The organism is Vibrio sp. A37, assembly GCF_059777565.1.
This window is the reverse complement of sequence record NZ_JBLNLI010000006.1, coordinates 40399-56318: the sequence shown is the minus strand read 5'-3', so window position 1 is coordinate 56318 and position 15920 is coordinate 40399. Positions and strand designations below refer to the sequence as shown.

Here is a 15920-nt window from a genome sequence, read left to right as displayed (position 1 = left end):
ATTATTTCTCGTTGTTTAGTAGTTGTGCCAATTTCGTTTCTAGTTCATTGACTCGTTTGTTGAGCGAGGCGACCTCTTTCTCAAGGTTGGAAATTTTGTCCTGAGGGTTTTCAGAAGTAGCCACTTCGACTTTTGGAACTCTATTGCTGCTTTGCCATGACTTGAGCGTGGCTATTATAGCAGGCATTGGAACGGCTGTTTTAAGGCGAGCTTTAACTAAAGCGACGGTTGGCTTTTTGCCTTGGGTCACAAGTGATTCAATGACTGATTGAAGTTCATCTGAGACATCTTTTGTTAACATGATGCTTTCCTTACGAATTGAAGTGGTATCGGCGTGTCTTATACACCACTCATTTATTGTTTGGATTGTAAGAGATAACTGACACTGTGTGTAGGAATTATATAGTCTGAGATTACATTTATTAGCAGAACCTATAAATAACTAGCTGATTTTATGATGGTAAATGGTATTAAGTTTTATCTAAAGGGAAAAAGTGTGACCGTCTCAGATTGTTTGGCTGAGAAAAATCGGTACATTAAAACCATCAAAAGGATTAGAGACATAGAATAGAAGGAACAGGCAGCAGCCGAGGGATATCGCGAGGACACCGCTAAGGATTGGTGATGATAGGTCAGTTCGGATACTGGCTGTAAGGAATTCAAGGACACCGCTAGGACGGTGAGGAGTTAAGCTAATGGAGGCTACTTTGGCCAAGCTGCTCATGAATGCCCCGTCGAAAGCCGGGGCATCTTATTATCTGTATTTCACGTTTTTCCGCTAATTAACGTCGTTTTACGCAATCTACTAAGAGTTGTGAATGAATAGTTCATGGCTCGATATCCACTATTAAGTGAAATTTCAGTAAATTTTTAAGTAATATCACTTTTACTTATTGAAACGTATTGAACTTTTCTATGGAATAAAATGTCGAACCTAAGTACATATTGAGGGAGACAATATGGCTATAGTGACAAACAGGACGTTAATAGTACCTTACAGCGAATCTTTTCAATCAGAATTTTTGCTTCTTAATTGTTGTTCAGTCAACAGGGCTGAAATGAATGGTCCTCATACACTTAAATCGGCAAAAGCATTATTTACGGATGTTCTAAATAATCGTGATCTGCATTGTATGGCAGTTCTTGATAACCGTACTCGTGAATATATGGGGCATATATGTGTAAGCAACTTAAATTCCAATCCGGAGCTTGCATTTATATTTGATAGTGCTTTTTGGGGAAAAGGTATCGCTACCGAATCGCTGAAAGCATTTTTTCCTCGTTTTTGCGAAGAAAGGAAGCTATCTCATGTAACTGCGACGGCCAATATTGATCATCACGCCTCTATCGCGATTTTAAGTAAATTGGGCTTTCAACAAACTGAAAAAAAATATGATAAACATGGTCCATATTATGAGTTTTCTTTTACACGCGATGTGGTGGTAAGTGAAACTTCACTGGCGTGAAACCTTTCATGATCAAGGTGCCTTGGTAGCAATCGTCCCCTAAGGAAGAAAATTCAAATTGATAACTAGTATTCCAGCCCCAACGACCACTTTCATCCTTTAACCTGTGTCGCCCAAGAGCGACACTGACCAACTGTAATTCCAGCTGTTTACATTTGTTCGCAATTACCACTTTGGCAGTTTCGGCTTGTCGACGTTGCTGCCAAAACAAAAAACACAACAGGAATAATGCGAAGATGCTTATTAGATTGCTGAGCATTCTAGTGCTTTCTAGTCGCTTGTTGTAGTTGCTCTAAAGCTCTTGCCAATTCAGGGGTTGGAGAAGAGTGTAGCAGTGGGAGCAAAATAACTCGTAGCTCAGGCAGCATGACTAAGTCAGCAAACAATTGATTGAATAAGGCTTGGTTGTTCGTTTCCGCTAATCGGATAAGAAACAGCCCTGCCAATTTTGCATCAGCAAGTAGATGCCAACAGCGTCCTGCAATGCCAATTAGTACTTCTTGATGGCTTAGTAAAGGACTTTCAAGAATCGCTTCTATTGCAGGCCGAGAGAATTTTCCTTCTGCTCCCGCTAGAGCTCTTGTTAATGCTGAGAGCAAGAACAAGTCTGGCTCAGGTGATTTAACCTGACTAAGTGCCATATCGGAAAGAGGCTCTGCGAGCCTGTCTGGCAGCTCATAGTGCTCTAGTGTTCCTAGTAATGCATACACTGGTTCTTGCGGGAGGTGTTTGAGAGCTTTGATTAGGTTGACACAGTTTTGCTGCTGATTGAATCTCGCACAAATATCGGTTATACCCTGCAAGCCAACGGTTTGCCATTTATCCCAACCTAGACTGCCTGAAAAATAATCTTGTGCGTGCTGATAATATTGGCTTGTAGAAAGATCTAAGTTAGCTCTGATTTTACTATGAAAAACAGCCATTTTGTCTTCCGATGGTTTAAAGGTATACGGATTGTTGGAAAGCTTTTCTTGTTGCTCTTCAGACATTTCCTGATTTAAGTGAGTGCCCATCGCTTCAACGACATACTTGATAAAGTTGCCAATATCCGCTTGCTTCAGTAGCCCTCTTTCATCCAATTCGAACTTTAAAAACCATATCCAAGGTTGACGTGTTTCGTTCCAGTATGCAATGGCAAGGTGCGCTTTACGTTGTACAGGGTAAGGGTAAGCTTGCTGACCTAGCTCGATATGATGAAAAGTAGCATTGTCGATAGGTTGAATACGACGTCCCAGATCATGGATTAGATACTGACACCCGCTATTTTTTAGAAGATCGCTGAGAGTGTGAATGTTGTTCATCAGGAAATGTAGCTTAAGATTCTTTGGGTCTTAGATGGTATCATCTGCCTCTACGAGTAGGAAATAAATTATTTGCATGACACATACAGACACAATTCTTCAGCTATTAGAAAGCCTTGAGGTTGAGCTTAAATTACTTGAGCTATGGCAAGTTACGAAGCCTGATGAACGTAAACTATCAAGTGAACAACCTTTTGCTGTTGATACATTAGAGCCCCATGAGTGGCTGCAATGGATCTTTATTCCTAAAATCCGTGTCCTAGCTGAAGCTAAACAACAGCTGCCAAGTGGGTACTTGATTTCACCTTACTTTGAGCAAGTATGGGCTGAGGTGCCACATACTCAGTCATTAATCAATTTGCTGCTTGAGATAGATGAGGCAAATCAACCATGCTAGAGATTATATACCAAGATGAATACCTAGTTGCTGTCAATAAGCCAGCAGGAATGTTGGTGCACAGAAGTTGGTTGGACAAGCATGAAACTGTCTTTGTAATGCAGACTCTGCGTGATCAGATTGGTCAGCATGTATTTCCTCTGCATAGATTGGATAGGCCTACGTCCGGTGTTTTGATTTTTGCCCTTTCCTCTGAAGTGGCCTCGCAAGTCATGCCGATGTTTGCCGAGCACGATATGGAGAAAACCTATCATGCAATTGTTCGAGGTTGGATAGAGCAAGAAGATGTGCTGGATTATGCCCTCAAGGTTGAATTGGACAAGGTAGCGGATAAATTCACTAAAGAGGATAAAGAACCCCAACAAGCGATTACGGCCTATAAACCTTTAGCCAAAGTTGAACTTCCATTCTCGACAGGTAAATTCCCAACGAGTCGCTACTGTTTGATGGAGTTGAAGCCGAAGACTGGCCGAAAACATCAATTGCGCCGCCATATGCACCACCTTAGTCATCCTATCATTGGCGATACAACGCACGGAGATGGTAAGCATAATCGTTTATTTAGAGATAAATTCAATGCGAACCGCCTAATGTTACATGCATCTCAATTGGAATTTACTCACCCAATTACCGATGAGAAGCTATTGCTGAAAGCTAGCTTTGATGACACGTGGCAAGGTTTGCTAGATGAATTTGATTGGGGTTTAAATTCAGAAAAAGCGGCTTGCAAATAATACTTTTCTAAAGGGAAACGGGCTTTGTACACTGACAAGCTAACGCTTTGTATTTTCTAGCGATTAATTCCTTTCATTTTTCTCATCCATCAAAAAGTAATAAATGGTTCATGTTTATTAAGTACGATACCGAACATTAACTGGTTGTTTTCAAAGACTAGATAACTTTGGGTTTATATATTGATGGGGAAAAATAATGAGTGGTGATATTGCTGGCCAATCAGGGAAGATTGGTTCAGGTGACTGGAAGGGGATAGAACTAACCACGGCAAATGAAATTAGTTACTCTGCCAGCTCATCTGTTGAGCTTATTACTGGAAATAAAACGAGCTTTGTTGTTGGCAACTACCTTAGTACTGCTGGTCCGTTTACGAATAAAGTCTATGGTGGAGAGTACGTCCAATACTATCCGGGTATTAAGGTGGATCTTATTTACTGGGCGGAAAAAGTTCAGTGTAGTAGCAAAGTTATTACTGCAGTGAAAGATCAATATTATCTACGTAGGCTCAAGGTGGCCCAAAATGATGTGACTCTTGCTCAGCAAAGGTTTGATACGGCTGAGTCGGACTTTCAGGCAGCAGGAAATGTTCTAAACTTCAGTGATTTCAGAAGCTACATCGACAACATGGAGACCGCAACGACGAACTTGAGGCTTGCTGAAACAAACCTTGAAACCGTTAAAAATAATGCGATAGCGAAACAAAGCAAACTTGTCAGTGAGATTTCCACTTCTAAACTTGATCAAGTCAACACCAGAGTTGTTTCAGGGCAAGCGGTAGTTGACAATAATAAGATAAAAATTCTCTAGTCATCACCATTTGTAACCATACTGAAGTATTATTTCTGTGGTTTAGATTTTGATACGAATTTAAAAGAAAAACTCCTAAGCCGGAGTGCCTAGGAGTTTTTAGCTTTGTAGCTAGAGCTTATTCAATAGGAGCGCTTCATTTTAGTTGAGCGGATAAGCTGAATTAACCTAGAGGGTTATTTCTTAACATACTCGTTTATCGCTCGCTCAATTCCTTTCGCATCTAGCCCAAGCTCTTCATGAAGTTCTTGCTGAGTGCCTTGATGAATAAACTTGTCCGGGAGACCGAGGTTTAGAACTGGTTTGAGTAGCTTTTCACTCATCATGAACTCAAGTACTCCTGCTCCCGCACCACCTGCAATTGCATTTTCTTCAATGGTGACAAGTGCATCATGAGACTTGGCCAGTTCTTTGATCAGCTCCTCATCAAGAGGTTTAACAAAGCGCATATCTGCAACAGTTGCATCAATGGCTTCTGCGGCTTCAAGGGCATTGGACAAGAAGGTGCCAAAGTTCAAAATAGCTACTTTTTTACCTTCTTTTATTGTGCTTTGTCTTACGACTCGGCCTTTACCAATCTCTAGAGCAGAAAAGTCTTTTTTGATTTCAGCCCCAATGCCACTTCCACGAGGATAGCGAACTGCACATGGCCCTTCGTGTTGATGACCAGTGTAGAGCATTTGCCTACATTCATTTTCATCACTTGGTGCCATGATGACCATGTTCGGAATACAGCGCATATAGCTAAGATCAAACGCACCTTGGTGAGTTTGGCCATCCGCGCCGACAAGGCCCGCTCGGTCGATAGCAAATAGCACAGGTAAATTCATGATGGCAACATCATGGATTAACTGATCGTATCCACGTTGTAAAAAGGTCGAGTAAATCGCCACAATCGGTTTATTGCCAGCGATAGCCATTCCTGTTGCTAGAGTAACGGCATGCTGCTCTGCAATAGCGACATCAAAATACTGCTTGGGGAACTCTTTTGAAAAACGAACCATGCCTGAACCTTCACGCATAGCAGGTGTAATCGCCATCAATTTGGGATCTTTCGCGGCCATATCGCATAGGAAATCACCAAACACATTAGAGAATGTTGGGCTAGCAGGTTTACTCTTTGGCAGCTTTGAATGATTCGGATCGAATTTAGGTACAGCATGATAGCCAATAGGATCTTTCTCAGCAGGCGCATGGCCTTTACCTTTTTTGGTCATAATATGCAAAAACTGAGGGCCTTTTAGCTCTCGCATATTCTTTAAGGTTTTCGTCAGTTCTATAACGTCGTGACCGTCAATTGGACCAATATAGTTAAAACCAAGTTCTTCAAATAAAGTGCCCGGTACCACCATGCCTTTTAAGTGCTCTTCTGTGCGTCGTACCAGCTCTTTTACAGAAGGCATGTTTGAGAGTACTTTCTTACCACCTTCACGAATTGAGGTGTAAAAAGTACCAGACAGGGCTTGAGCCAAATGATTGTTAAGCGCGCCTACGTTTTCAGAAATGGACATTTCATTATCATTGAGAATGACGAGCATATCTGGGTGGACGTCACCTGCATGGTTCATTGCTTCGAATGCCATGCCCGCTGTAATTGCACCGTCACCGATAACGCTGACGACCTTTCGATCCTTACCTTCTTGAAGAGCGCTGATTGCCATGCCAAGTGCAGCACTTATTGATGTTGAAGAGTGACCAACAGATAAAGTGTCGTAGTCGCTTTCTTCGCGCCAAGGGAAAGGGTGCAAGCCATCCTTTTTACGGATGGTCGGCATTTGATCACGCCTGCCGGTTAAAATTTTGTGTGGGTAAGCCTGATGACCAACATCCCAGATCAATTGATCAAATGGTGTATTGTAGATGTAGTGCAGAGCCACGGTTAGCTCTACTGTGCCTAACCCTGAAGCGAGATGCCCACTTGATTGGCTTACAGAGTTTAATAAATATGTCCGCAATTCTTCACATAACTTTGGTAGCGTCTCCTTTGGCAGGCTACGTAGTTCCTCAGGTATGTTTGCAAGAGCAAGTGTAGGATACTTTGAAATATCGAGAGTCATATTCTGTTGCGCGTTTATAGTGTTAATGCTTGCGCTCGATGACATATCGGGCAAACTGTTCCAGCAATTCAGTGTTATAAGGGATTGCTTCTAATGCTTTAAGAGCCTCAGCAAGTAAAGACTGGGCCTTCTCAATAGCGCCGTCAAGTCCCAATAGTGCTGGATAAGTGCTTTTGCACAATTCTTCATCCGACCCTTGAGGCTTTCCTAACGTTTCGGTATCGCTAATTATATCAAGAATATCATCTTGTACTTGAAACGCTAGCCCAACGGCTTCCGCGTATTTTTCAAGCTGAGGCAATACCTCTGCTCCTTTCTGACCAGCAGCATACGCACCTAACTGAACCGCACATTTTATCAACGCGCCAGTTTTGTTTCGGTGTATGTTCTCTAACTCTTGCAAAGTGACTTCTTTATTCTCGAAAGCTAAGTCTAGTGCTTGGCCAATGCACATCCCTTGAGCACCTGAAGCTCGAGAAAGACTTTGGATCATTTTGATTCGCAAAGCTTCTGCATTGCTGGCTAGTGCTCCTTCAGAAAGGATAGTAAAAGCAAGAGTTTGTAGAGCATCACCAGTTAAAATTGCAGTGGCTTCGTTAAATTGTTTATGGCAGGTTGGATGACCTCGGCGTAAATCATCATCGTCCATAGCTGGCAGATCATCGTGAATCAGTGAATACGCGTGGATACATTCTATTGCCGCTGCCGGTGTATCGAGGTCTTCTAATTTTGCATCAAAAATTTGGCCTGTCGCATAAACTAAAAAAGGGCGAACCCTTTTTCCACCAAGCAGCAACCCATAGCGCATGGCTTCTATTAAACTCTGCTCTTGAAATGGTAGCTGGTTGAGCCAAAGATTAAGCTGAGAATTATTTCTTTTTTGAAAGGAGGTTAAAGCCTCAAACATAGTAATGCGTCTTAATTTTTAATTGGACTCTGGGGTGAATTCACTCAAAGGAGCGTTGTCATCATTTTCAAGCAAAATACTTACACGCTGTTCAGCTTCGGTAAGTTTTTTTTGGCTAGCGCGAGCAAGAGCAATTCCTCGTTCGAACTTCTTCAAAGCTTCGTCTAAGCCGATATCGCCACCTTCCAGCTGGTTGACCAGAGCATCTAGTTCACCAATAGCCTCTTCGAACGACATATTTTCAGGTTTCTTACTTGCCATAATATTTTCTGGTTGCTGAAGAATGGGGGAAAGTTACCTTAGCAGGTTAAGATGGTCAAACTTAACAAGAGAATTTCTATCGAAAATAGCGCTTGTTAGGAATTACACCCAGTCTAGTCACAGTAGTTTAGCAGTGCATAGTTAGGCTTATAGAGACAAAATCGGCATTTTATCGAGACACTAGCCACAATAGTGTGAAGGGAGTATCAAATAAAATAGTTAAAGATCTTATTATCTTGCCGATAATTAAACTATCTCTGGCAGACCTGTTCGCGTCTCGATCTGGTTAGTAGGTGAGTTTTTATTGTGAGAACAGGGATTGTATAAGCCATAGCAATAGGAGTGCTTTGTGGATTTAGCTACGCTATTAGGATTGATTGGGGGGCTTGCTTTCGTCGTTATGGCGATGGTCCTTGGTGGTAGCATCATGATGTTCGTCGATGTCACCTCCATTCTTATCGTTGTGGGTGGTACTACTTTTGTGGTGTTGATGAAATTCACCATGGGGCAGTTTTTCGCAGCATTCAAAATTGCAGGCAAAGCGTTCATGTTTAAAGCGGACGAGCCAGAAGATTTAATTGCCAAAGTGGTTGAAATGGCTGATGCTGCGCGTAAAGGTGGGTTTCTTGCTCTAGAAGAGATGGAAATTACTAACAGCTTCATGCAAAAAGGTATCGATTTGCTTGTAGATGGTCACGATGCAGATGTCGTAAGAGCAGCCCTGCAAAAAGACATAGCATTAACCGATGAACGGCACGAGCATGGCAGCGCCGTGTTTAGAGCGTTCGGAGATGTTGCGCCCGCAATGGGTATGATTGGTACCTTGGTTGGATTAGTCGCGATGCTTTCCAACATGGATGATCCCAAATCGATAGGCCCTGCTATGGCGGTTGCCCTTCTTACCACGTTATATGGTGCTATTCTTTCCAATATGATCTTTTTCCCAATAGCAGATAAATTGTCGCTGCGTCGAGAGCAAGAAACATTGAACCGCCGCCTTATTATGGATGGTGTGTTAGCTATCCAAGATGGGCAAAACCCTAGAGTGATAGATAGTTATCTGAAGAATTACCTCAATGAAGGTAAGCGTGGTATTGATGTGGATAACGAGTAGGTCGAATCATGGCAGCAGAAGAAGACAAGCCCTGTAAATGCCCACCTCCCGGCCTTCCTGCATGGATGGGTACCTTTGCCGATCTCATGGCACTTTTGATGTGCTTTTTCGTACTGCTGCTTTCGTTTTCTGAAATGGACGTTTTAAAGTTTAAACAGATTGCAGGCTCGATGAAGTTCGCCTTCGGTGTACAAAACCGACTTGAAGTAAAGGATATCCCTAAAGGTACCAGTATCATCGCGCAAGAATTTCGACCGGGCCGCCCAGAACCTACACCAATCGATGTGATTATGCAGCAAACGATTGATATCACCCAGCAAACCTTAGAATTTCACGAAGGAGAGTCAGACCGATCTGGCGGTGCTCAGCGGGATAAGGGAACGCAGGCTGGTGGTAAATCCGCAGAAACGTCGACCAGCAATAACAAAAACAACGAATCAATACAGCAGCAACAACAAGCAGAAGCCATAGCGCAAGAACAAGAAACCCTAATGGAAAACATCAAAAAAGCCCTTGCCAAAGAGATTGAACAAGGTGCGATTGAGGTAGAACATCTTGGTCAGCAATTGGTAATTCGTATCCGAGAGAAAGGGGCATTCCCTGAAGGGTCGGCATTCTTACAGCCCAAGTTTAGACCACTAGTGCGGCAAATCGCAGAGTTGGTGAAAAACATTCCGGGTGTCATCAGTATCTCTGGGCATACCGATAACATCACTGTGGATTCTGAGTTGTATCGTTCGAATTGGGATCTGTCCTCTCAGCGAGCAGTATCGGTTGCACAGGAAATGGAAAAAGTCCGAGGCTTCCCTCACCAAAGAATGGAAGTGATTGGTTTAGCTGATACCAAACCACTTGGGCCGAATGATACCGACGCCGAGCGAGCACGAAATCGCCGAGTTGAAATTAATATCATGCAAGGTAAACCTACTTACAGTAATGAGGTACCTTCATTACCTCAGTCTAACTAGACGCTTTAAAAGCTCTGAGTGTTCCCTGATAGAAGCGAGCTATGTAGCTCGCTTTTTGGGTTACCGCTTATACTTGGGTATAACCTCTGACTTGTGTATAATTTCGCGCCTTAAGTGTACTTTGATGTGGCTTTCTAGCTAAACAACTTGCGAATAGAACTATGAAATTTATTGTAAAACCCCACCCAGAGATTTTTGTTAAAAGTGAATCGGTACGTAAACGCTTCACAAGAATTTTGGAATGTAATATTCGTAATGTTATCCAGCAGCGAACAGAATCTGTAGCGGTGTTTAACCGTCGTGATCACATTGAAGTTACGGCCCAAAGCGACCAATACTACAACGAAGTGCTGCGAGTACTGACGCAAACTCCTGGTATTCATCACTCGTTAGAAGTTCAGCAGTCTGATTTTGAAGATATGCACGACATATATGAGCAAGTCCTCGAGTTAAATCGTAGCAAAATCGAAGGGAAAACCTTTGTTGTACGTGCAAAACGTCGTGGCAAACATGACTTTACTTCTATCGAGTTAGAAAGATATGTTGGCGGTGGTTTAAACCAAGCGGTAGACAGCGCGAAAGTTAAACTGCAAAACCCAGATGTGACGGTCAATATTGAAATTGCGAGCGATAAACTTAATCAGATCATCGCAAGACATAAAGGTCTTGGTGGTTTCCCATTGGGAACTCAAGAGGATGTACTAAGTTTGATTTCTGGTGGTTTCGACTCAGGTGTTTCTAGCTATCTGCATATTAAGCGTGGTTCTAAAGTACACTATTGTTTCTTTAACTTGGGCGGCCCTGCTCACGAGATCGGCGTAAAGCAAGTTGCTCATTATTTGTGGAACAAATACGGCTCTTCAGCGAAAGTTAAATTTATTTCTGTCGACTTTGAACCGGTTGTCGCCGAGATCCTTGAGAAAGTCGATGACGGCCAAATGGGTGTTATCTTAAAACGTATGTTTATGCGTGCAGCAGGAATGATTGCCGAGAAACACGGAATTCAAGCGTTAGTTACTGGCGAAGCGTTAGGTCAGGTATCAAGCCAAACACTGACCAACTTACGCCATATTGATAATGTCACAGATACGTTAATCCTTCGTCCTTTAATTAACTGGGATAAAGAAGACATTATCGATTTGGCTCGTGACATCGGTACTGAAGATTTCGCTAAGACGATGCCTGAATACTGTGGTGTGATCTCAAAAAGCCCAACAGTAAAAGCAGTCAAAGAAAAGCTTGAAGCTGAAGAAGCGAAATTTGATTTCTCGATATTAGAAAAAGTCGTTTACGATGCTCGTAAAATGGACATTCGTGATATTGAGAAGGAAAGTCAGCAAGCTGCGCCAGAGGTTGAGCTTGTTGAAGCTGTTGAAGAGCACGCTATTGTTCTTGATATTCGTAGTCCCGATGAAGAAGACGAAAATCCAGTAGAGATTGATGGTGTGGAAGTAAAGCATATTCCTTTCTACAAACTCGCGACTAAATTTGGTGATTTAGACCAATCAAAAAGCTACTTATTGTATTGCGATCGTGGTGTGATGAGCCGTTTGCAGGCTTTGTATTTGCAAGAGCAAGGGTTTAAAAACGTGAAGGTTTATCGACCGTAACCTTGTTAGTGTGATTCGAAGTAGAATGAAACGCGAAGCGAATTAGCTTCGCTTTTTTGTTTTTTGTAAATTTCAGATAAAAAAACACCGCCTAAAAGGCGGTGCACAAAAATTTGACAGACTGGTCAAAAATAAATACAGGAAGTATGTGTTTTATCTCTGAGGATGACAGACATAAAACGGGTGGTAGAAATCTACCTAACTCGAAAATCGAGTTGCAAACACAACATCGCAACCACCAGCTAACTGAATCTCGAAAGAATCAGGCCGTTCTAGCTAGCGCTGCGGGGTGAAATATAGAATTTCTCTGGCCGCTAGGCAATGGACATTTTATAATGTTTCAGATAAAAAAAACTAATGCATCAATAGAGTGTTCAAATGTCGAGAAGATTACCTCCGTTAAATTCCCTAAAAGCCTTTGAGGCAGCGGCGCGACACCTCAGTTTTACCCGAGCTGCAGACGAATTGTATGTCACCCAAGCCGCTGTTAGTCATCAAATAAAAGCCTTAGAAGAGTTTCTTGGTTTGAAGCTTTTTCGTCGGCGAAATCGGGCTTTACTGTTAACTGAAGAAGGGCAAAGTTATTTTTTAGATATAAAAGATATTTTTACGATGATAGCTGAAGCGACCGATAAAGTTCTCGAAAGAAGCGAGAAAGGAGCATTGACTATTGCTTTGCCACCGAGTTTTGCTATCCAGTGGTTAGTTCCAAGGCTAGCCGATTTCAATGCCCAAGAGCCGGAAATCGATGTACGAATAAAAGCGGTGGATATGGATGACAGCTCACTGACAGAAGATGTGGATGTTGCCATCTATTATGGGCGAGGAAACTGGCCCGGCCTAAGAGAAGATAAGTTGTATCAAGAATACCTGATTCCTCTGTGTGCTCCCTCATTATTACTAGGTAAAAAACCATTAGAAACTCTAGGTGATTTAAAACATCATACGTTGCTACATGATACTTCACGAAAAGAGTGGAAGCAGTTCGCGAAACAAAATGATTTGACGGGTGTGAATGTGAATCACGGGCCTATCTTTAGTCACTCAACCATGGTTTTACAGGCCGCTGCCCATGGACAAGGTGTAGCGCTGGGCAACAATGTGCTCGCTCAGCCAGAGTTGGATGCGGGCCGATTAATTGCTCCATTTGATGAAATGTTAGTCAGCAAGAATGCGTTTTACGTTGTATGCCATGAGAAGCAAGCTGATACCGGTCGTATTGCTACTTTTAGGGATTGGATGTTGGCGAAAGCGCAAAGTGAACAAGAGGAATTGCTAGATGAGTGATGTGTTGATCAACGGTGACAAGTCATCGCCACTATTTATTTTTGCTCACGGTGCTGGCGCTGGAATGGAACATCCGTTTATGGAATTGATGGCGGAAGGGTTAGTAAGTAAAGGTATTCAAGTTCTTCGATTTGAATTTCCATATATGCAAAAGCGTCGTTTGGATGGCAAAAAACGTCCGCCAGATAGAGCTCCTAAGTTGTTAGAGCATTTTCAATCTGTTATTGAGCAACACACATCTTCTCCGGTTGTGATTGGGGGTAAATCAATGGGAGGTCGAATGGCAAGTCTTTTGGCAGAGCACTCTTTTGTCTCTGGAGTGGCATGCTTAGGGTTTCCTTTCCACCCTCCGGGAAAACCAGAAAAGTATAAAGGCGAGCATCTCGCTGATTTCCCTAAATCTTGCCTTATATTACAAGGTGAAAGAGATACCTTTGGCAAGAAAGAGGAATTTGATGAATTCGCTTTATCGAAGATGATATCAGTGAGCTTTTTACCTGATGGTGATCATAGCTTTAAACCAAGAAAGTCTTCGGGGCATACTGAAGAGCAAAATCTTCAGCTTGCGATTGAAAAGCTAAGCCAATTTATTTTGGAGGTATCGAGTGCGAGCTAAGTGGGTTGTTGTGATTTCAGGAGTTTATGGTTTTTTAGGTGTGGCACTGGGTGCCTTTGCGGCCCATGGTTTGAAAAGTCAACTAACTCCTTTATTGCTAGAGGTATTTAAGACAGGCGTCCTCTACCAGTTTATTCATGCATTAGCTATTTTAGCCTGCGGGGTTTTATTGCAGCTAAACTTACCTGCTAAAGCACAAAAATATTTTTTTAATGCGGCCATTTGTTTTATTATCGGCGTCCTTTGTTTTAGCGGTAGCTTGTATGCACTTGCTCTAACAGGAATCCACTGGTTTGGCCCAATCACGCCAATTGGTGGAGTGCTATTTATGATTGGTTGGCTGATGTTAATTCTGGCAGCATTGAAAATGAAAGAGGGTGAATCTTGAAACACGTTATGCTTTATTGTCGTTCCGGATTTGAAAAGGAATGCGCAGGAGAGATACAAGACAAGGCCAATAACCTTGAAGTTTATGGCTTTCCAAGAGCGAAAAATAATACAGGTTATGTCTTGTTTGAGTGCTATCAAGAGGGCGATGCTGAAAAGTTAGTCAGTAAGTTAGACTTTCAATCTCTTATCTTTGCTCGTCAAATGTTTGCTGTTGCTCAAGAGTTCAGTGAGCTGCCTACAGAAGATAGAATTACACCAATTTTGTCAGAGCTTGCCGATCTCGACGGCTTCCCATGTTGTGGTGATTTACGGGTTGAAACTCCTGATACCAATGAAGCCAAAGAGCTATTGAAGTTTTGTCGTAAGTTTACCGTTCCAATGCGTCAAGCGTTGAAAGGTAAAGGCTTATTGTTTAAAAACGATAATCCGAAAAAGCCAGTGTTACATATCTGCTTTATTGCACCGGGTCATTGCTATGTCGGTTACTCTTACAGCAAAAACAATTCTCCATTCTTTATGGGGATCCCTAGGTTAAAATTCCCTGCAGATGCTCCGAGTCGTTCGACTCTCAAACTAGAAGAAGCATTTCATGTGTTTATTCCTAGAGGGGAATGGGATGAAAGGCTTGCCGCAGGTATGTGGGGGGTTGATCTCGGTGCTTGTCCTGGTGGTTGGACGTATCAATTAGTAAAACGCTCTATGTTTGTTCACGCGGTTGACAATGGCATGATGGCTGACAGCCTGATGGATACGGGGCAAGTGAAACACCACCAAGAAGACGGATTCAAATTTGAACCAGCCAAGAAAAATGTCACTTGGTTGATTTGTGATATGGTAGAAAAGCCTTCTCGAGTTGCGCAGCTGATGGGAGAGTGGTTAATTAAAGGTTGGGCAAAAGAAGCGTTGTTTAACCTTAAGCTGCCAATGAAAGGACGCTATGATGAAGTGTTAGAAGACATCGAAAACTTACGTTATTTTCTGATTGAAAATGGAGTGAAGTTTAAACTGCAAGCCAAACACCTCTATCACGACCGTGAAGAAATCACGGTACACATTCAATGCTTATCGAATATTTCACCGAGATAAATTTTTCGCAATCCCTAACCTGCTGCTAGGTTAGGGATTGCCTACGCTTATCTAACGCTGAAGTTATTTAGAGCCGCTAAACCTTAAATCTTGCAAGTTAAAGCCAAGCTCAATATCGGTCTTGAGCATAGAAATCTGCTTACATTTTCTGGCTAATTCAATGTGTTCATCCAGTTTTTTTCTATATTTACTGATCAGTTCCGATGATTCATAAGCGGCGTCTAACGAGCCAAATTGATTTAGGATTTCTTTTGCTGATTTAGGGCCGATGCCAGGGACTCCCGGTACTTGACTGGAGCTGATTCCTGCAAGTCCCCAAAAATCGGAAAGCTGGTTTGGCTTGACACCAAATTCTTTTTGGATAAAAGGTTCGTCTAACCAACGGTGTTGGAAGTAATCCCTTATCTGCAGAGTGGGAGAAAGGAGCTGACAGTACCCTTTATCTGTGGAAATGATGGTGACCTTTTCGTTGTGGCTAGCAACTTTTACAGCAAGAGTTGCGACCAAGTCGTCCGCTTCATCACCTTCAGATAGCAGTGAGTCTATCCCAATATCCCACCATGCTTGCTGGATATCATCTAATCCGTTCGCTAGCTCGTCTGGCATCGGCTTACGGTTTAGTTTGTAATCTGGAAATACCTCTGCTCTCCATCCGCGTTCTCTGTTTTGATGGTCGAATACCGCGATGATATGTGAGGGGGTTGATTCTTTAATGATTTTGTTCAGAGTCCGAGTTGTTGTTTCGGCAGTTCTCGTGATATCAGAAGGGTCTGGTTGGGCTGAATGTACACGGCGAATCAAGTTTAGCGCATCGATAATAACGAGATGAATGGACATAGTGATCCGGAGTTTAAGTTAATGACTAAATAGAAAAGGGCTGCAAGCAGCCCATAGTGTAATAGATTATACCTTTAACCC

18 protein-coding genes are annotated in these 15920 nt (G+C 42.4%); 11 read left to right on the top strand and 7 right to left on the bottom strand.

The genetic code is table 11. The annotated features are described in order from the left end of the window. Position 1: 1 nt before the first annotated feature. Complete coding sequence (locus ACM2FC_RS12115; RefSeq protein ID WP_498481174.1) at positions 2–301, bottom strand: hypothetical protein; 300 nt, start codon at positions 299–301, stop codon at positions 2–4. A gap of 658 nt (positions 302–959) precedes the next feature. On the opposite strand from ACM2FC_RS12115, the gene ACM2FC_RS12110 reads away from it, so the two are divergent. Beyond that, positions 960–1466 (top strand): GNAT family N-acetyltransferase, encoded by a 507-nt coding sequence (locus ACM2FC_RS12110; RefSeq protein ID WP_498481173.1) that lies wholly within the window; start codon positions 960–962, stop codon positions 1464–1466. Here ACM2FC_RS12110 and ACM2FC_RS12105 read toward each other — a convergent pair. Together ACM2FC_RS12105 and ACM2FC_RS12100 are read right to left on the bottom strand one after the other, a co-directional pair. After that, positions 1426–1725, bottom strand: a complete 300-nt coding sequence (locus ACM2FC_RS12105) for a DUF3301 domain-containing protein (RefSeq protein ID WP_498481172.1) — start codon at positions 1723–1725, stop codon at positions 1426–1428. The genes ACM2FC_RS12110 and ACM2FC_RS12105 overlap by 41 nt on opposite strands. Before the next feature lies 1 nt (position 1726). Beyond that, positions 1727–2767: a DUF3549 family protein gene (locus ACM2FC_RS12100; RefSeq protein WP_498481171.1), complete on the bottom strand. Its 1041-nt coding sequence runs from the start codon at positions 2765–2767 to the stop codon at positions 1727–1729. Between the two features lie 76 nt (positions 2768–2843). Between ACM2FC_RS12100 and ACM2FC_RS12095 the strand changes: the two genes are divergently transcribed. The 3 genes from ACM2FC_RS12095 to ACM2FC_RS12085 all read left to right on the top strand — a co-directional run bounded on the left by ACM2FC_RS12095 (position 2844) and on the right by ACM2FC_RS12085 (position 4706). Further along, positions 2844–3164, top strand: coding sequence for a YqcC family protein (locus tag ACM2FC_RS12095; protein ID WP_498481170.1), 321 nt, complete (start codon positions 2844–2846; stop codon positions 3162–3164). Beyond that, the gene (gene truC, locus ACM2FC_RS12090) at positions 3158–3898 is read left to right on the top strand and encodes a tRNA pseudouridine(65) synthase TruC (RefSeq protein WP_498481169.1); all 741 of its coding nucleotides are present in this window, start codon (positions 3158–3160) and stop codon (positions 3896–3898) included. Before ACM2FC_RS12095 ends, truC begins: the two co-directional genes overlap by 7 nt. A 196-nt stretch (positions 3899–4094) precedes the next feature. Next, positions 4095–4706: a hypothetical protein gene (locus tag ACM2FC_RS12085; RefSeq protein WP_498481168.1), complete on the top strand. Its 612-nt coding sequence runs from the start codon at positions 4095–4097 to the stop codon at positions 4704–4706. Between the two features lie 176 nt (positions 4707–4882). Here ACM2FC_RS12085 and dxs read toward each other — a convergent pair whose 3' ends face one another. The 3 genes from dxs to xseB are packed head-to-tail and all read right to left on the bottom strand — an operon-like array spanning position 4883 to position 7931. Further along, positions 4883–6763: a 1-deoxy-D-xylulose-5-phosphate synthase gene (gene dxs, locus ACM2FC_RS12080; protein WP_498481413.1), complete on the bottom strand. Its 1881-nt coding sequence runs from the start codon at positions 6761–6763 to the stop codon at positions 4883–4885. A 22-nt stretch (positions 6764–6785) separates the two neighbouring features. Further along, entirely contained in the window at positions 6786–7670 is an 885-nt protein-coding gene (gene ispA / locus ACM2FC_RS12075; RefSeq protein WP_498481167.1) for a (2E,6E)-farnesyl diphosphate synthase, read from the bottom strand. Between the two features lie 18 nt (positions 7671–7688). Beyond that, entirely contained in the window at positions 7689–7931 is a 243-nt protein-coding gene (gene xseB, locus ACM2FC_RS12070) for an exodeoxyribonuclease VII small subunit (RefSeq protein ID WP_498481166.1), read from the bottom strand. A gap of 349 nt (positions 7932–8280) precedes the next feature. Between xseB and pomA the strand changes: the two genes are divergently transcribed. From pomA to rlmM, 7 genes are all read left to right on the top strand, one after another. Continuing rightward, a complete protein-coding gene (gene pomA / locus ACM2FC_RS12065) occupies positions 8281–9045 on the top strand; it encodes a flagellar motor protein PomA (protein WP_498481165.1) in 765 nt (254 codons plus the stop codon). 8 nt (positions 9046–9053) lie between these two features. Then, the gene (locus ACM2FC_RS12060) at positions 9054–10013 is read left to right on the top strand and encodes a flagellar motor protein MotB (protein WP_498481164.1); all 960 of its coding nucleotides are present in this window, start codon (positions 9054–9056) and stop codon (positions 10011–10013) included. A gap of 161 nt (positions 10014–10174) precedes the next feature. Further along, a complete protein-coding gene (gene thiI / locus ACM2FC_RS12055) occupies positions 10175–11623 on the top strand; it encodes a tRNA uracil 4-sulfurtransferase ThiI (RefSeq protein ID WP_498481163.1) in 1449 nt (482 codons plus the stop codon). Positions 11624–12001: 378 nt separating this feature from the next. Further along, a complete protein-coding gene (locus tag ACM2FC_RS12050) occupies positions 12002–12910 on the top strand; it encodes a transcriptional regulator GcvA (RefSeq protein ID WP_498481162.1) in 909 nt (302 codons plus the stop codon). Further along, positions 12903–13526 (top strand): alpha/beta family hydrolase, encoded by a 624-nt coding sequence (locus ACM2FC_RS12045; protein WP_498481161.1) that lies wholly within the window; start codon positions 12903–12905, stop codon positions 13524–13526. Before ACM2FC_RS12050 ends, ACM2FC_RS12045 begins: the two co-directional genes overlap by 8 nt. Then, the gene (locus tag ACM2FC_RS12040; RefSeq protein ID WP_498481160.1) at positions 13516–13914 is read left to right on the top strand and encodes a DUF423 domain-containing protein; all 399 of its coding nucleotides are present in this window, start codon (positions 13516–13518) and stop codon (positions 13912–13914) included. Before ACM2FC_RS12045 ends, ACM2FC_RS12040 begins: the two co-directional genes overlap by 11 nt. Further along, a complete protein-coding gene (rlmM, locus tag ACM2FC_RS12035; RefSeq protein WP_498481159.1) occupies positions 13911–15002 on the top strand; it encodes a 23S rRNA (cytidine(2498)-2'-O)-methyltransferase RlmM in 1092 nt (363 codons plus the stop codon). The genes ACM2FC_RS12040 and rlmM overlap by 4 nt, the downstream gene beginning before the upstream one ends. A 63-nt stretch (positions 15003–15065) precedes the next feature. On the opposite strand, the gene xni is transcribed toward rlmM, so the two are convergent. Continuing rightward, positions 15066–15839 carry a flap endonuclease Xni gene (gene xni / locus ACM2FC_RS12030; RefSeq protein ID WP_498481158.1) on the bottom strand — a complete coding sequence of 258 codons (774 nt, stop codon included), beginning with the start codon at positions 15837–15839 and terminating at the stop codon, positions 15066–15068. Positions 15840–15920 lie beyond the last annotated feature (81 nt).

What these genes read in the sequence shown, in the direction of transcription:
- ACM2FC_RS12115 (WP_498481174.1), bottom strand. Translation starts at nt 301, where the DNA reads ATGTTAACAAAAGATGTCTCAGATGAACTTCAATCAGTCATTGAATCA.
- ACM2FC_RS12110 (WP_498481173.1), top strand. Translation starts at nt 960, where the DNA reads ATGGCTATAGTGACAAACAGGACGTTAATAGTACCTTACAGCGAATCT.
- ACM2FC_RS12105 (WP_498481172.1), bottom strand. Translation starts at nt 1,725, where the DNA reads ATGCTCAGCAATCTAATAAGCATCTTCGCATTATTCCTGTTGTGTTTT.
- ACM2FC_RS12100 (WP_498481171.1), bottom strand. Translation starts at nt 2,767, where the DNA reads ATGAACAACATTCACACTCTCAGCGATCTTCTAAAAAATAGCGGGTGT.
- ACM2FC_RS12095 (WP_498481170.1), top strand. Translation starts at nt 2,844, where the DNA reads ATGACACATACAGACACAATTCTTCAGCTATTAGAAAGCCTTGAGGTT.
- truC (WP_498481169.1), top strand. Translation starts at nt 3,158, where the DNA reads ATGCTAGAGATTATATACCAAGATGAATACCTAGTTGCTGTCAATAAG.
- ACM2FC_RS12085 (WP_498481168.1), top strand. Translation starts at nt 4,095, where the DNA reads ATGAGTGGTGATATTGCTGGCCAATCAGGGAAGATTGGTTCAGGTGAC.
- dxs (WP_498481413.1), bottom strand. Translation starts at nt 6,763, where the DNA reads ATGACTCTCGATATTTCAAAGTATCCTACACTTGCTCTTGCAAACATA.
- ispA (WP_498481167.1), bottom strand. Translation starts at nt 7,670, where the DNA reads ATGTTTGAGGCTTTAACCTCCTTTCAAAAAAGAAATAATTCTCAGCTT.
- xseB (WP_498481166.1), bottom strand. Translation starts at nt 7,931, where the DNA reads ATGGCAAGTAAGAAACCTGAAAATATGTCGTTCGAAGAGGCTATTGGT.
- ACM2FC_RS12060 (WP_498481164.1), top strand. Translation starts at nt 9,054, where the DNA reads ATGGCAGCAGAAGAAGACAAGCCCTGTAAATGCCCACCTCCCGGCCTT.
- thiI (WP_498481163.1), top strand. Translation starts at nt 10,175, where the DNA reads ATGAAATTTATTGTAAAACCCCACCCAGAGATTTTTGTTAAAAGTGAA.
- ACM2FC_RS12050 (WP_498481162.1), top strand. Translation starts at nt 12,002, where the DNA reads ATGTCGAGAAGATTACCTCCGTTAAATTCCCTAAAAGCCTTTGAGGCA.
- ACM2FC_RS12045 (WP_498481161.1), top strand. Translation starts at nt 12,903, where the DNA reads ATGAGTGATGTGTTGATCAACGGTGACAAGTCATCGCCACTATTTATT.
- xni (WP_498481158.1), bottom strand. Translation starts at nt 15,839, where the DNA reads ATGTCCATTCATCTCGTTATTATCGATGCGCTAAACTTGATTCGCCGT.